General features: G+C 68.8%; 10 protein-coding genes and 3 pseudogenes. 3 read left to right on the top strand and 10 right to left on the bottom strand.

Going from position 1 to position 14,059, the window contains the following annotated elements:
- Positions 1-147: 147 nt before the first annotated feature.
- From ABZZ17_RS23920 to ABZZ17_RS23905, 4 genes and pseudogenes are all read right to left on the bottom strand, one after another.
- Positions 148-1,302: a bifunctional class I SAM-dependent methyltransferase/NUDIX hydrolase gene (locus ABZZ17_RS23920; RefSeq protein WP_356878348.1), complete on the bottom strand. Its 1,155-nt coding sequence runs from the start codon at positions 1,300-1,302 to the stop codon at positions 148-150.
- Positions 1,303-1,363: 61 nt separating this feature from the next.
- Positions 1,364-1,945, bottom strand: coding sequence for a class I SAM-dependent methyltransferase (locus ABZZ17_RS23915; protein WP_356878347.1), 582 nt, complete (start codon positions 1,943-1,945; stop codon positions 1,364-1,366).
- Positions 1,942-2,985 carry an MFS transporter gene (locus ABZZ17_RS23910; RefSeq protein WP_356878346.1) on the bottom strand — a complete coding sequence of 348 codons (1,044 nt, stop codon included), beginning with the start codon at positions 2,983-2,985 and terminating at the stop codon, positions 1,942-1,944. Before ABZZ17_RS23910 ends, ABZZ17_RS23915 begins: the two co-directional genes overlap by 4 nt.
- A gap of 2 nt (positions 2,986-2,987) precedes the next feature.
- A pseudogene (locus ABZZ17_RS23905) lies at positions 2,988-3,329 on the bottom strand (ABC transporter ATP-binding protein); the annotation flags it as partial.
- A gap of 303 nt (positions 3,330-3,632) precedes the next feature.
- Between ABZZ17_RS23905 and ABZZ17_RS23900 the strand changes: the two are divergent.
- Together ABZZ17_RS23900 and ABZZ17_RS23895 are read left to right on the top strand one after the other, a co-directional pair.
- Positions 3,633-3,860 (top strand): SDR family oxidoreductase, encoded by a 228-nt coding sequence (locus tag ABZZ17_RS23900; protein ID WP_356878345.1) that lies wholly within the window; start codon positions 3,633-3,635, stop codon positions 3,858-3,860.
- A 29-nt stretch (positions 3,861-3,889) separates the two neighbouring features.
- Positions 3,890-4,327: an NUDIX domain-containing protein gene (locus ABZZ17_RS23895; RefSeq protein WP_356878344.1), complete on the top strand. Its 438-nt coding sequence runs from the start codon at positions 3,890-3,892 to the stop codon at positions 4,325-4,327.
- Positions 4,328-4,435: 108 nt separating this feature from the next.
- On the opposite strand, the gene ABZZ17_RS23890 is transcribed toward ABZZ17_RS23895, so the two are convergent.
- The 5 genes and pseudogenes from ABZZ17_RS23890 to ABZZ17_RS23870 form a co-directional block, all read right to left on the bottom strand.
- Complete coding sequence (locus tag ABZZ17_RS23890; protein WP_356878343.1) at positions 4,436-4,888, bottom strand: NUDIX domain-containing protein; 453 nt, start codon at positions 4,886-4,888, stop codon at positions 4,436-4,438.
- Between the two features lie 117 nt (positions 4,889-5,005).
- Positions 5,006-5,311: a barstar family protein gene (locus tag ABZZ17_RS23885; protein ID WP_356878342.1), complete on the bottom strand. Its 306-nt coding sequence runs from the start codon at positions 5,309-5,311 to the stop codon at positions 5,006-5,008.
- Positions 5,312-5,727: 416 nt separating this feature from the next.
- Positions 5,728-6,867 carry a peptidoglycan DD-metalloendopeptidase family protein gene (locus ABZZ17_RS23880; protein WP_356878341.1) on the bottom strand — a complete coding sequence of 380 codons (1,140 nt, stop codon included), beginning with the start codon at positions 6,865-6,867 and terminating at the stop codon, positions 5,728-5,730.
- A gap of 264 nt (positions 6,868-7,131) precedes the next feature.
- Positions 7,132-7,461 (bottom strand): annotated as a pseudogene (locus ABZZ17_RS23875) (transglycosylase SLT domain-containing protein); the annotation flags it as partial.
- 1,401 nt (positions 7,462-8,862) lie between these two features.
- A complete protein-coding gene (locus ABZZ17_RS23870; RefSeq protein ID WP_356878340.1) occupies positions 8,863-11,220 on the bottom strand; it encodes a discoidin domain-containing protein in 2,358 nt (785 codons plus the stop codon).
- Between the two features lie 747 nt (positions 11,221-11,967).
- Here ABZZ17_RS23870 and ABZZ17_RS23865 point away from each other — a divergent pair.
- Positions 11,968-12,393, top strand: coding sequence for a hypothetical protein (locus ABZZ17_RS23865; RefSeq protein ID WP_356878339.1), 426 nt, complete (start codon positions 11,968-11,970; stop codon positions 12,391-12,393).
- Between the two features lie 547 nt (positions 12,394-12,940).
- Here the strand turns inward: ABZZ17_RS23865 and ABZZ17_RS23860 are convergent.
- Positions 12,941-13,198, bottom strand: a pseudogene (locus ABZZ17_RS23860) (PTS glucose transporter subunit IIA); the annotation flags it as partial.
- Positions 13,199-14,059: the final 861 nt, after the last annotated feature.

The raw sequence follows: 14,059 nt of genomic DNA, 5'->3' as shown, positions 1-14,059 counted from the left end.
GCGACCCGCCTGCCCGGCGAAGCACGCTGGATGCGCGGCGAAATGGCGTGGAACGTGTACGAGGGCATGGCACTCCCAAGGTGGTGAGGGCGGTCTTGCGGGTACCGGAGGCCCAAGGCTCACGCGGGCCCGCGTGGCGCGGTGGGGCTAAGGCTGGACGGGCCGTTGGTAGGGCTGGAAGTGGGCGGGCGGGTGGTCGAGGGGGAGGGCGGGGTCCCAGGCCGTCAGGCACTGGGCGCTCGGTACGAAGAGCGGCTGGGGCAGTGCGTCGGCGGGCCAGAACCTCCAGGACCCCAGGGCTTCCTCACGCTGGTGGGGGGTGCCGGTCCAGCGGGTGACGAGGACGGGGACCGTGATCCGGACGACGTCGCCCACCCGGTCCAGGAGTGTGCCCAGCACCTGCACGGCATCGGGTTCGGCCACGATCCCGGCCTCCTCGTGGAGTTCACGGACAGCGGCCTCGGCCAGGCTTTCGCCTGGCTCCACGGTTCCACCGGCGAGCTCCCAGGCTCCGCGGCGGTGCAGCCCGAGCAGGACGCCCTGCGGGCCGTGGACGATCACGCCGACGCCGAGCGCGGCCGTCGGTGCGGGTGGAGCGCTGCTGCGGGGGCGGCTCGGTACCCGGTTGGGGCGGCGTGCCGAGTACAGCCGGTAGGAGACCGTGCTGTCCGGCTGAGGGGAGTCGATCGCGGTGACCGACTCCACGACGAGGCCGCGCTCGCCGAGGAGGTCCTCCCACAGCTGCGGAGTCAGCGTCCACATGTTCACGGGATGGTCTTCGGTGGTGCCGGGCAGCCGCAGGATCTCGGGCCGCGCAGCCACCTGGGTAGCGGGGCCGACGCCGGCGGAGTTCGTGTGCAGCGCGGAGAAGAGCAGGCGCCCGTCGGGCCGAAGAGCGTTCGTGAGGGCGGGCAGGAGCCGGGCCGGGTCCAGGTACGGGACCGAGCAGACGGAGTAGATCAGGTCGTACGGATGAGCGTCCCGCAGGTGGTCCACGGCGTCCGCGCACACCAGGCGCAGGCCAGGAGTCTGCGGGTACCGGGCCAGAGCACGCTCGTGCTGTGCGGGGGAGGCGTCCACGGCGGTGACGTCGGCGCCCACGGCGGCCAGGCGGGCGGCATGCCGTCCGAGACCGCTGCCGAGGTCGAGGACCCGCAGTCCCGCTACCTCGCCGAGGACCTCGACGCCGGGTCCGGCGCCCTCGATTCCCCAGTGCCATTGCTCCAGTTCGGGCACCTCGATCCCACGGGCCAGTTGGTGTGTCCCGTAGGTGTTCCAGAGCGCGACGGTGTCCTTCTCCATGGTCGACAAGTCCTCCTTCAGGAAGCGGGGCAGGGGCTCAGGGGCTCAGGGACTGCGGGGCTCAGGGGCATAGGGCGAAGCAGCGGAGCACGTCGAGGTCGGCGGTCTGGACGCTGGACCAGCCGGAGGTGAGGAGTTCGGTCTCGGCGGGGCTGATACCGAGGCTGTGGAGGGGGTCGGTGTCCTCGCGGAGGCCTGCGATTTCGGTGACCACCCAGAAGATCCCTCCGGGTGCGAGGAGGTGGCGGACGCGGCTGAGGAAGGCCCCTTTGTCGTCCATCCACCGGTAGACCAGACGGCAGGTGATGACCGCGTACGCGGGGTCCGGTAGGGCCGTGAGGTCACCGGTGATGACGTCGGTGCACTGCCAGGCCGGCCCCGAGCCGGGCCGTGTGTCATGGGAGGCGGCAAGGTCTACGGCGGTGGGGGAGATGTCGATGCCGGTGGCGCGGTATCCGAGCTCGTGGTGGAGGTGGCGGGCCAGGGAGCCGTCGCCGCAGCCGATGTCGAGGGCCGGGCGCCCGCGGCCGGCGCCGAGGCGCTCGTCCATCAGGCGCGCTTCGGTACCGTCCAGGTGCCGGTAACGCCGGCCCCCGGACCACAGGGCCTCCCAGTAGCCGGCGTTCACGATCGTCGTAGTCACGATGCTCCTTCACGAGAGGGCGGAACGGCGGTCCGCGCGAGCGGGGAAGGCATCTCCCGCAGCGTGCGAACGGGGGAGAGGAGTAGGAGGACGACGGGTACGGTCTGGAGGACCGCGCCGACGGCGAGGGTGCCGCGTACGCCCAGCAGGAGGACCAGAGCGCCGGCGACCGCGGCGGCGACGGGTCGGGCTCCGGCGGTGAGCGTGGTGCTCGCGGCCTGCATGCGGCCCTGGAAGCGTGGCTCGCACAAGGTCTGCCGCAGGGATCTCTGGCTCGTCCCCGAGGCCGTTGCCCAGAACAACTGGGCGGCCAGCGCCGCTGCGAGGGCGATCTGCCAGGTGAGGCCGGGTCCGGCGAGCAGGAGGGGCATTTGGGCCAGCGGGCTGACAGCGAAGCCGATGATGATCGTCGGTCCGATGCCGATACGGGAGGCGATGCGCGGGGCGAGGAGCGCCCCGGCCAGACTGCCGGCCCCGCCCACCCCCATCATCACGCCGAACGCGGTCGGGGACATGCGCAGTCCGGTCAGCAGGTAGTACGCCCAGTACGTGTTCATGACCGCGAGGCCGAAACTGAGCGTGGACAGGGCGGCGATCACCGTACGGACGGTGGGCTGCCGGGCCACATAGCGCAGGCCCTCACTGATGTCCCGCGCGAGGCTGCCGCGGCCCTCGCGCGGTACGGCGGCCGGCTCGGGGGTGCGGATGCGCCAGACGAGGAATGCGGAGACGAGGTAGGACAAGACGTCGGCGAGGACCGAGCGGGCGGCGCCGACGGCGCCGACCAGTGCGGCGCCCACGGTGTTGCCGGCGCTGTCGGCCACCGACGAGGCCGCGCCCAGCCGCGAGTTCGCGTACTGCAGCAGGTCAGCCTCGACGAGGACCGGCAGATAGCTGATGGACGCCGAACTGTGGACGATCTTGGCGATGCCGAGGGCGACGGCGACCGCGTAGAGCTGGCCGATGCCGAGCACCCCGGCGACGGCGGCGGCCGGGATCGTCGCGAGGACTGCGGCAGCGGTGAGGTCTGCGGCGATCACCAGGCGACCACGAGCAGCGCGGGCAACGCGCCTTGGAGACGGCCGTCGGCACTTCCGGAGCCGCCGAGTACGGGCCCCATCGCGCGGGCGGTGGCGGCCAGCAGCCCCGCGGCGGATACGCCCGTGATGATCTGGCACCCGATCAGGAGCCGGACGGCCTGCCGGTCGGTCCGCCACGACAGGCGGCCGATCCGGGCCAGGACGGAAGGGAGCGCGGCGCACATCTTCCGGAAGGAGACCTCGGCGAGCGGATTGACGGAGTACTGCCCGCCGTAGGTGATCTCCGCCGGCGGCGGTGGTGGCGATGTGTCGGCCGGTGTGCTGTGCAGTCCGGATGTGGTCATCGGGCCCCCTGGATCGCCATTCGGATGCTGTCGGAAGCTCAACGACACCCGCTGATTTTTCGAACACATGTGTTTCGGTCGGCCGTGAAATCCCGGAATGAAGCGCCTGTCGGATCGTGGGCGCTACACCGACCCGCCCCCCATAACCGGCTTGCCACGAAAGGGGGTTGGCCGAATCGCCGAGGGTCTCAAGTGCTGCAAGGCAACGGGCTCGTCAGCGCATGTCGGGGTCGGGTGGACTTGTAGAGTGCGGGACTTCTCGTACCCCTTGAGGCCCTGTGGAGCAGACTGTGCACGTGCCTGTTGGCGGCCTTCGAGAGCCCGGTCTCGGCGGAACTCCCCGTCGAGGTCGAGAACGCCATCCCCGCCCAGCCCCTCGCGCGCCCGGAGGACCAGATCAAGCGCCAGTACGTCACCCGCTGGGGTCGGCCCGAAGATGTCGCGGCCCTGGTGGCGTTCCTCGTGGGCCCCTCCGCGTCGTTCATCGCTGGGAAATCCGATCACGTCGACGGCGGCTGGCTGCTGTACTGAGACGCCAACAAGCAAGGAGACAGACCGAAATGAAGGAACGAGTCCGCGCCGTCCTCGTCACTGCTGACGACACGATGCTGGTCATCCGCCGCACGAAGCCCGACATCCCCGAGTACTGGGTGCTCCCTGGCGGCGGCGTCGAACCCAGCGACGAGTCGCGGGAGGCCGCCCTTCATCGGGAGATCCACGAGGAGATTGCGGGGAAGGCCGACATCGTCCGACTCCTTCACACGATGGAGTCCGAGGACGAGCGTCAGCTCTTCTACCTCGCCCGCATCGCCACCTGGTCCTTCGAGGACCGCTCCGGGCCCGAGTTCAGTGCCGAGGGCCGCGGCGCATACGCGCTCGAGGAAATCCCGCTCACCGTCGAGGGGCTCGACGGAATCGACCTCAAGCCCGAGGAGATCGCCCACATCCTCCGGAGTGCCATCGGCGCCGGCATTGGTCAGGCAGAGGCTGCGAAGTAGCCGCCCGGCATTGTGAACTTGCCGTCGGGACCAACGCCGAAGTGCATCGGTCCCGACGGCGCCTATGGCGTGCGTCGGCCAAGGGATCTCAACACGCAGAAGGCGGTGTCAGTGGGGTTCCGGATCGTGGTTGGACAGACGCCCCAGCAGCGCGCCCTGGCCGGACTGGAGAATGTGCGCGGCCTCCAGCGGGATCCAGAAACACTCGAAGTAGGTCGGCGCCTGCTTGCCGTCGTGGTCCTCCTGGCTCATCCAGCGCTCCGGTGTCGGCTCGGTCAGCTCCAGGTGGAAGACGTGCCGGTGCTGGATCTCGAACCGGTACGGGCTGATGTCGTACTCGGTCTCGCCGAGCTTGCGGACGATCTTGAAGTCCGACAGTCCGGTCTCCTCGCGGGCCTCGCGCAGGGCAGCGGATTCCGGGGTCTCACCGGGGCGGATGCTGCCTGCGGGCACCTGGATGCCGACTTCTTCATAGGAGTAGTCGGTGTGGCGGAACACCAGCAGGCGTCCGTCACGGACGACGTAGACGAGGACCTTCTCCTTCGTGATCTTCTCGGGCATAGCGGCAACCTCCACTTGGTACAGGAACTGGTCCATGAGCCCGGCCCGGTGGAGGAGACCATGCATGGTGGCTTCGATGCGGCAGCCATCCTGATCTGGTCCCGCTCGACGCGGTGATCAGAGCAGCTCGTGCACGACCAGGCGCGACTGCTTACCCGAGAAGGCGCTTCGCAGAGCTCGGGCCTCACGGGTCCGGGCAGCGAAGACCCCTCGTTTGTCCACGTGCACGACCAGGACGTCATGGCTATCGACGACTTCGGAGATGCCCCGCGTCTGGATGGCGTCCCGCCAGGCCTCCGTGTTCCGACCGAACCAATCCGGCAGTCCGCAAGGTTCAGATACGGTGTCCCAGAAATCGTCGAGCGTCTCGATCGGCCTACCTCGCAGGTCAACCACCAGTTCCGACTCAATCCTCTTGGCCATCACGACAGAGTAATCGGCCCTGTTCCGAGACGTCAGCGCTCCAAAGGGGCACGCCCTGGTTCGTCTCCTGATCCGTCGGTGGCGTGATGCGTCTCGCGCTGTCGGGGTGGCGCCCACCACGACGCGAGGTGCGGGGTCAGGGGACGGCGGTGATGGCCTCGTCCGGGTACCGGTAGCCCTTGTGGCCGGAGGGGTGGCTCGAGCAGGTAGCTGACTCCGAAACGTCCGTCATAGCCGCCTCCCATGTTGGAGATATCGAAAGCGGGTCCCTCCCACCGCGTGAGCGAGATGGGAGAGACCCACCCTCTTTGGCTTCTGCGAGCCCGTCGATCAGCCTACGGTTGGGCGGGCCCGCACCTTCGCCGACTTCTTGGCCCCGGGGTCGACGCCCTCCGCTCGCGGCTGGTGGGGGCGGTTCAGAGGGAGACTCCCAGTTCCTGCAGGAAAGCCACGGGGTCGGTGTGCGCGTCGTAGTTGTTGCTGGTGCGGGCCTCGAAGTGCAGGTGAGGGCCGGTCGAATTCCCTGTGCTGCCGGACAGCCCGATCTCCTGAGCGGCGGCGACCTGGTCACCCTGCTTCACCGTGATCGAGCTGAGGTGGGCATAGAGGGTGTACCTGCCGTCGGCATGCTGGATGATCACGGCGTTGCCGTAGGAGCCCTGCCAGTCGGCTGTCACAACGGTGCCGGCGGCGGCGGCGACCACGGGGGTACCGGTCGGGACGGCGAGGTCGATGCCGGTGTGGAAGCCGGCTGCCCAGGCACCGGGCTGCCGGTAGGGGGTGGTCACCACGGCGCCCGACACCGGCAGGGCGCCGAGGCCAGTGGCTGGCTGGACTGCAGCCATCTGCGTTGTTGCGCCCGGAACATCCGAGACGGTTACTTGCTGCGTCTGCGTCCCCGGTTGCGGGTCGGGGGCGACGTTCTCGTTGAGTTGCTGCCGGTCGCATTCATGGTTGGCCATCAGCCCGGGCTGGAGGATTTCGTCGGGGCCGCGACCATTGGGTATCGCGTTCTCGTTTCTCCGTTCTTCCCCGCTGGCGCACGGCCGGGGCGCTATGGAAGTGAGAGTGTCCCCCTGCTCCGCGGTGAAGGATCCATTGGCTTCGCAGTCCGGGCTGTCTGAGGGGCCTGTGTCCGGTGGGGTGGCGGGCGGTGGGGTGGCGGGTGTGGGGCTCTGACTGTTGCGGGTCAGACCGGCGGAGACGGAACAGTGGGGCCAGGCTCCGGGTCCCTGCTCTTCCAGCACCTTCTCAGCGACGCTGATCTGAGCTTCTTTGCTCGCCTGGTGCGCGTTGGGTGCGTATGCGTGGCCGCCGAAGGCGGACCAGGTGGCGGCCGTGAACTGGAGGCCGCCGTAGAAGCCGTTGCCGCTGTCGACAGCCCAGTTGCCGCTGCTTTCGCACGCAGCGACTTTGTCCCAGGTGTCCGGTGTGGCGGCGGCCGCGGGCGCCGCGCCCGCCACAGCGAAAAGGGGGAAGGCTGCTGTGGTCACGAGGAGGCCGCCGAGGAGGCGCAGGCCGCCGAGAGGGGGGCATGAGACATGGGAGTAGCGCATCAAGGGCTCCTTGGGGGAAGAAGCTGGGCGGTGAGGGCAGCGCGTGCGCACCGTCGTCTGGCGTGGAGGGGGAGTGCGGAGCGGCACGAGGGCAGTGATCGACCTCCGCCGGGCTGGGCGGCGCTGGATGCCCAGATACTCGGGTTGCGTGGAGGCAGTGGCCGTCGGCTCTGCTCTCCTGCGGGATGTTCAGGCGCAAGTGGGCGGTCCGTGGTTATCCGCCCGGCCTGGCGCTCTGCGAGGTGGCCGGCACGGAATCTGCTGTCAGTAGGGGCCGTTCACGTTGTCGATGGACCCGTAGCGATGGGCTGCGTAGTTGCACGCGGCCGTGATGTTGGCAATCGGGTCGTAGATGTCCCACGAGGTGCCGGCCACATGGTAAGAGCGGAAGGTCGGATCGATGACCTGCATGAGGCCTTTGGACGGGATCCCTGCCTTGGCGTTCGAGTCCCAGAGGTTGATGGCGAAGACGTCACCGCTCGACTCGCGCATGAGGTTCCGGTAGATGCCGTCGTAGGTTCCGGGAATCCCGTTCTCCTTCATGACCAGCAGCGCATGCTTGATCCAACCGTCAATGCGCTTGTCAGCGGCGGGTGCGGCGGATGCCTGAGCGGGCATAACCGCGCTGCTCATGCCGAGTAGAAGTGCTGCTGCGGCGAACCCGCTCGCAGAGCCTTTGAGTATTTTGGAAGTGATTCTCTTTACGAGGGTGGAAGGAGGCATGGTTTCGTCTTTCCGTGGATGCCGTGAGAGGGGTGAGGGGGCCTTGGCCTTTCGTGCGTTGTAAGCCGTCGAGTTTCCTGCCTTCGCTGTGCGCGGCGGGCCGGCGAAACGGGGGCTTGGTGGCGGGGAGGCGGTCTGCGGCGCGGGGGAGCTACCAGGAAGCCGGATCGCGCCGGGGCGCCCACTGGGCAGGATTTCCACGGGCGCACGGAGGAGTTGTCCCGCTGCCGCGGTCGGGCAGATCTGGTTCTGGCCCAAATGCGCGGCGTAGGGTCTGTCTGTCTGTCGTGGCGAGAGTGTGCGTGAACCCACGGCGGGAAAGCAACCACCACTTTGATGACCGAAAGGGTCGGCCATTGGGGGTCTCCGTCGCCGGTCCTGCCGCAAGCCGTGGGTGCCGTGTCGTGCCTCGTCATGAGAATGCCCAGCGCGGTGAGTGCGGGAATGACGGGGTCGCGGAGCTGACTGCGAGACGCACTGTGATGACCGGCAAGGTCGACCACATCGGAAGCCCCGGGCTCGGGACTGCTGGGCGTCCGGCGCCGCGATTCCCCTGAGTTGCTCACGTTCTGACGAGAGGCGGTCCAAGACTGCTCGCGGGCCGACCGGTTGTTTACCTCGACCAGAAGCAGTGGAGCCTGCTGAGCAACGTCGATTGCGGCCCACAAGAGGGCAGCGAAACGGGCCGGGCCGCTGCCCGGAAGCTCAGGGCGTGGGTGGAGCAGCGCCGGATTGTCCTGCCTGCTTCGGCTGGCCTGGCTGGGCGGGCTGGGCCGGGACCAGCAACAGAAGCGCAAAGCCGCCGAAGTTCCACCTCCTCAAGGAGCTGGACGTGCGATTGGCCCCCGGCGCGCTTGCGCCGTAGGGCTGGTTTGGATGAGGCGGCTTGGCCGATGGAGCCGGGTACCAGGTGGCGGTAGATCCGGCGGACGCCTGTCGGCCGTCCTTCGGCGGCGCGGTGCGCGTCAGGAAGCCCCGCCGGTCGAGCTCGGTCAGTGCACGGATGATCGTGAGGTGGGACAGGTCGGTTGCTGCCATCAGATCGGCCGCGCGCAGAGCCGCCGAGCCCGCGCCGAAGGGCGGTCATCACCGGCGGCGACGGTCATGTCCGTGACGACACGCGAGCGGCTCCCGGACGAACGGGTGCTGGGCACCGAACTCGTCACCCATGCTCTGCGAAACGGGGTCGGAATCATCGTGCTCACCGCGGCGCCGATCAGGCGCCCTGGTCTCCCGCCCTCTGGCGGGCGGCGGGAGACCAGAGCGCGGCGGTCAGCTCACGCGGAGGCTGTAGAGGGAGTAGCCGTAGCCGGTGCCGCGCTTGATGCCCTGCATCCGGACGTAGCGGGCGTCAGTCGGTGTGAAGGTGAGGTTGTTCGTGCCGGCGGCTGTGTGGCCGCGCTGCTGGGAGACGGTGGTCCAGTTGGTTCCGTCCGTGGAGACCTGGAGGTCGTAGTCCTTGGCGTAGGCGGCCTCCCAGGCCAGCGAGGCGCCGCTGACGGTCCGCGGGCTGCCGAGGTCGACCTGCAGCCACTGGTCGTCGGTGCGTTCGCTGGACCAGCGGGTGGTGCCGTTGTTGTCGAAGGCCAGCTCGGGGGTGAGCCCCGGGGTCTCGCTGGAGGAGGCGGTGGCCGGCTTTCCTGCGGCGAGGTCGGCCGCGCCCCGGACGTCGATGCCGTGGAGGGAGTAGCCGTAGGCGGTGCCGCGCTTGATGCCCTGCATCCGGACGTAGCGGGCGTCGGTGGCAGGGAAGGTGATCTGATCGGCGGTGGGTCCGGTCAGGCCACGACGCTGGGAGACGGTGGTCCAGTTGGTCCCGTCCGTGGAGACCTGGAGGTCGTAGTCCTTGGCGTAGGCGGCCTCCCAGGTCAGGGTCGCGGTGGAGATCCGGCGAACGGAGCCGAGGTCGACCTGCAGCCACTGGTCATCGGTGTACTTGCTGCCCCAGCGGGTGTCGGGGAGGCCGTCGGTGGCGTTGGACGCCTGCAACGCTGCGGCTTCGTTCGAGGAGGCGGTGGTGGTCCGGCCGCGGGCGAGGTCGGAGGCGACGTCGTTGGAGCCGAGCGTGTCGGGCAGGTAGGCGGTACCGGGACCCTGGCCGACGGATCGGGTGGTGTTCAGGAAGGCCTGGTAGTCGGTGCCGGCCTTGGTACCGGACCACATCTTCTGGGCGAGGGCGGGGAAGCTCTTCTCGACCAGGCCGTGCACCTGCAACTCGGTGTAGTTCGCGCGCACGAGGTCGTTCCAGACGGCCGGCATGGCCCCCAGCAGGTGCGGGTCCTGCTTGACGAGGGTCTGGTCGCCGGGGAACACGTGGGGCTCCCACGAGTTGAAGATCCACTGACCATCGAGGCCCTGGCCGTGGTAGTAGTTCGCGAACGGCACCACGTACAGCTGGTTGTCGTTCGAGTTGATCACGTCATAGCCGTCGGCGATCGCCTTCTTGGGCCCGTACCAGCCGTTGTTCCAGCTGTTCACGGTCAGGTCCGGGTCGTAGCCCGCGCCGCCACCGGACATCGTGGAGAAGCTGCCCCAGATGCTGACCTGCTTCCCCAGGCTCCGGACGTAGGGGGCGATGGTGTTGATGTACGTCTTGTACTGGCCGACGTAGGCCTTGTCGTACTCGTCGGCGCCGATGTGGACGTTGGGGCCGCGGAACCAGGGCGTGAACTCGGCATACACCGACTTCATGAAGTCGGTGCTCGCCGGCTTGCTCAGATCGAGGTGGTCGGAGTTGCCGCCGTTCAGGCCGAGTTCGGGCTTGAACTTGGTAAACGCCCTTGCGTGGCCGGGTGCGTCGATCTCGGGGATGAGCGTGACGCCGGCGGCCGCGGCGGCGTCCTCGAAGGAGTCCCAGTCGGCCCTGGTGTACACGCCGTCGGTGGCGGCCAGCCCGGCGAAGGCCGGGTTGTCGCTCTGCAGGCGGAAGGCGGACTTCGCCTGGGACCAGTCGCCGTTCGGCGGAACGATCTCGTTGTCGTTCAGGTGGATCTGCAGGGTGTTGAGCTTCTGGTAACCCATCCACTTGATGTACGAGCGGATGAACTCCGGAGTGAAGTACCGGCGCCCGACATCCAGCATGAACCCGCGCACGGCGTAGTTCGGGAAGTCCACCGCGGAGCCCACCGGCAGGCTTCGGTGGTCGGCGGAACCGACCACGATCTGCAACAGCGTGGTGGCGCCGTTGACCGCGCCCTGCTGGCTCGCGGCGGTTACGGTGGCCTTGCCGCCGGAGACGTCGATCCGGTAGGCCTCCGGCTTGAGCGCCGGCAGCACGGCGCCGAAGTCGGCGGCCGGGTCGATCTTCAGCAGGACGTCACCGGCCGCGGCCGTCCCCGTGGCGGCGGTCAGGTGAAGCCCCGTCAGTTCGGTTGCGTCGCTGCCCACCTTCCCCGCGAGCTGCTGGAGCTGTGGAGTGGATCCGGCCGGAGTGACGATCCTGCTCTGGTCACCCAGGACGACGCGGCCGCTGCCGCCGGTCCACTGCTGGATGGCGGGCAGGACGGGGGGCGCGGTGTTCGCGGGGGGCGCCGCGTGGGCGGGAACAGCCGCTGGGAGGACGAGAGTCGTCGCGGCGATCGACAGGAGACAGACCGCCTTTCCGGTCAGTGACATTGCCTTGGACGTCATGCCATTACCTCGTGAGGTGAGGAGAGGGGAAGCTGACTGTGCTCTCCGACCGAGCGGTCGGCACCAGCCCAGCCGGGCGGCTCCCGCCCGTCGACAGCGTCGAAGCAGTGGTGCGGTCGCGCGAGCGGGGGGAGGACTCGTGCGGTCCGCGGGGGGATGGGTGGGGGTCATGTCTCCTCCGGGATGTGATCGTGCTGCGGGGAGGTGGGGATTTCCGTGGCCCGCGCCGCTGGCTCGGCGCAAGGGCAACTCGCTGACCGGGTGCATGTGCTCGAGGTGTGAACCGAGCTGCCCGTCAGGGTGGCGCCCATGGTGCGACTACCCGAGCCGCATTGTCAATGGATTAGACCACTTCGATGAATGGCCTGGTCACGACCTTGGCGATGCGACGCGGAATGCGCAAGTAGAGAAAGATGGGCTTGACGGCGTGCCCGATCAGATGCTCAACAACGTTCCATCAGACGCCCTTTGCGACGAGCCCGGGGGCCGGCTCCCGTACGTGGCCGGGCGCCGCAAACCCATCGGCGAAGCGATGCCGTCGTCCCGGAGGGTGATCGCCACCCGCGGTCGGGTTCCGCCGGCCTCGCCCGCGCCCCTCAGCGGACCACCCATCGTTTCCGCACCATAGGTGCGAGCCGTCACCACACCGTGGCTGTCGCGTCGCCGTCGCGCGGGACGCCGGGCGGCCTAATGGAGGGACCGGGCCCGGCCCTCACACGCCACCGCCCCCAGCCAGAGGAGAGCCTCGTGACCGCTGCACCCTCCACGCACACCCCGCCGGCCGTGTACCTCCGGTGCTACCCGCGCGACCCCCTGAACATGAACGCTCACCGCGCTGCTCTGCTCGGGTTCGCCGCCCGGCTCGGCCTGGCCACGCCCGTGGTCTACTTCGACAACGGCTGTCCGGGATCCGGGAACAAACCGCGACTGGACGACCTGACCCGCGCGATACGCATGGGACGACACCGGGTCGTCCTGCTGCCAGGCCTTTGGGCACTGTCCATAGACCACACGACGGCCCAGAGGGGCATCGACCTGCTTGCCGATGCGGGCTGTCGGCGCGTCCACGTCCTGCCGCCCGAGCTTCGCCCTGCCAGCCATGCATCCCTGGCCACCCGCGGCCCGCAGCCAACGGGCCCGCGCGGGCCGGGCATCGCCCGCAGCATCCTGTAAGGCACCTCGGCCGGAACCGCGAGGTGCGCTTCGCGGCTCCGGCCGGTTCCGAAGGGGCGGGCGGCTGCCCGCCCAGGGGACTATTCCCCTTCCTTCCACCCCCACAGCCGGCCCGATTCGAGCGGGCTCCGGCCGGGGACGTGCGGCTGCAAGCTTGGGGCCGTGAGCGACCTGAACCTGTGGTCACACGGCTCCATCTTCACGATCACCGGCCCGATCCTCTTGATGGTCCAGCTGATGCGTTCCGGCTGCGTTCCGCAGTGAGGGCAGGGTGGCAGCAATGACGAGAGTGTCGGCACGAAAAGCTCCAGTTGTGCTTGTTCCTGACGGTGGCTGCGCCGTCGGAGCCTCCGCAGATGTCCATCCTTGGCGGGGCCGGTGCCCCGGAATATTGAGAGCGGGAGAACGGCGGCTGGGACGATTCGGGTCCCGTTGTGCCCGCCATCACCTGCCTGCTGCCCTACCGAAGGGGTCAGGCTCAGGCGAAGAGGGCCTCGCCCCTCGTTACGTGTGCGTCCTCGATCATGTCGCGGATCTTCACCGGCGCTTCGAAGCCTCCGCCCTTCAACTTGACCGCGTCAATGCCGAGATGGGTAAGTGCACCGTGACCCTCGGCATCCATGACCGCGTACGTGTGGGGGTGCAGGGAGATCACGACGCCGTCCAGCGGTGAGACCGCCTCGGTCGGTTCGCGAACGGGATCGACGGTGGTACCCGGCCCGACCATCAGCCCGGCGAAGACCGGGTCCGGCACGGCGGCAAGTCGGACGGCTCGACCGCCCAACGGCGCGGATACGAGGGTCATCAGTGGCCTTTCACTGGGCGAGCGGTGAGCGGTGAGCAGAGCAGAACGAGGGACACGGGGCCGTGGCAAGCGCCCGGGGGTAGATCGTCCTCGCGGTCGGGGCGCAGCCTCGGCGGCTGCCCGCTCTCCGGTCAGCCGCCAAGGGCTTCCGGGATCGGCGCTGAAGCTACCTCCAGCGGAGCACCCATCACAGGTCTAGTCCACTTTCTGAGATGAAACGCCACCCGGCTCCGCCGCATCCACTCCTTCATCGCAGGGCCGGAGAGCGTTCACCTAGCCTCTGAACTGGGGGTTCACTGCCATCGAAGTCAATCCGCGTCACCGGTGACCATGGCGTGAACTTTTTGCAGGTTTCTTTCTTAAATCCGTCGTGCTAAAAATTGCCCCAGATCAGCAGTGGTTTAGACCACTGTGCATCTGAACACCGCACCGTGCCACGGGCGTTACCTCGCCACCGGTCGGCTGCGAACTCGCTCCCTGCCCGCTGCCACAGGGCGCGGGAGGGCGCGAGGGCCGTCGTCTCACCGGGCCTGCGGCGGCCGTCTGCCCCCCGGAAAGCGCGACCCACAGCGCGCCTGGAAGCCCGGCCCGAAACGCACGGAGCCGGATGGCCCTCAGGCTTCGGCCAACTGCGTGCCCATGCGCCGCGGTGCGACACGCCGGTCCCAGAGGACTACCCAGACCTACCCACCCTCCTACCTACCGTTCCGCAACCACGCGTCCTTTCCGTGCCTCCACTGTTGCCCCGTCGAACTTCGGGCGCGGGCAGCGTGCTGGTGGAGTGGGAGCAGGCCCCGCAACCCGGGTGACCTCAAGCGGGTGGTGCCCCTCCCCGCCAGGGCTTCCTGGCCGGCGCCACCC

The organism is Streptomyces sp. NPDC006512 (genome assembly GCF_040611935.1).
Taxonomy (GTDB): domain Bacteria; phylum Actinomycetota; class Actinomycetes; order Streptomycetales; family Streptomycetaceae; genus Streptomyces.
This window is presented reverse-complemented; position numbering and strand designations above follow the sequence as displayed.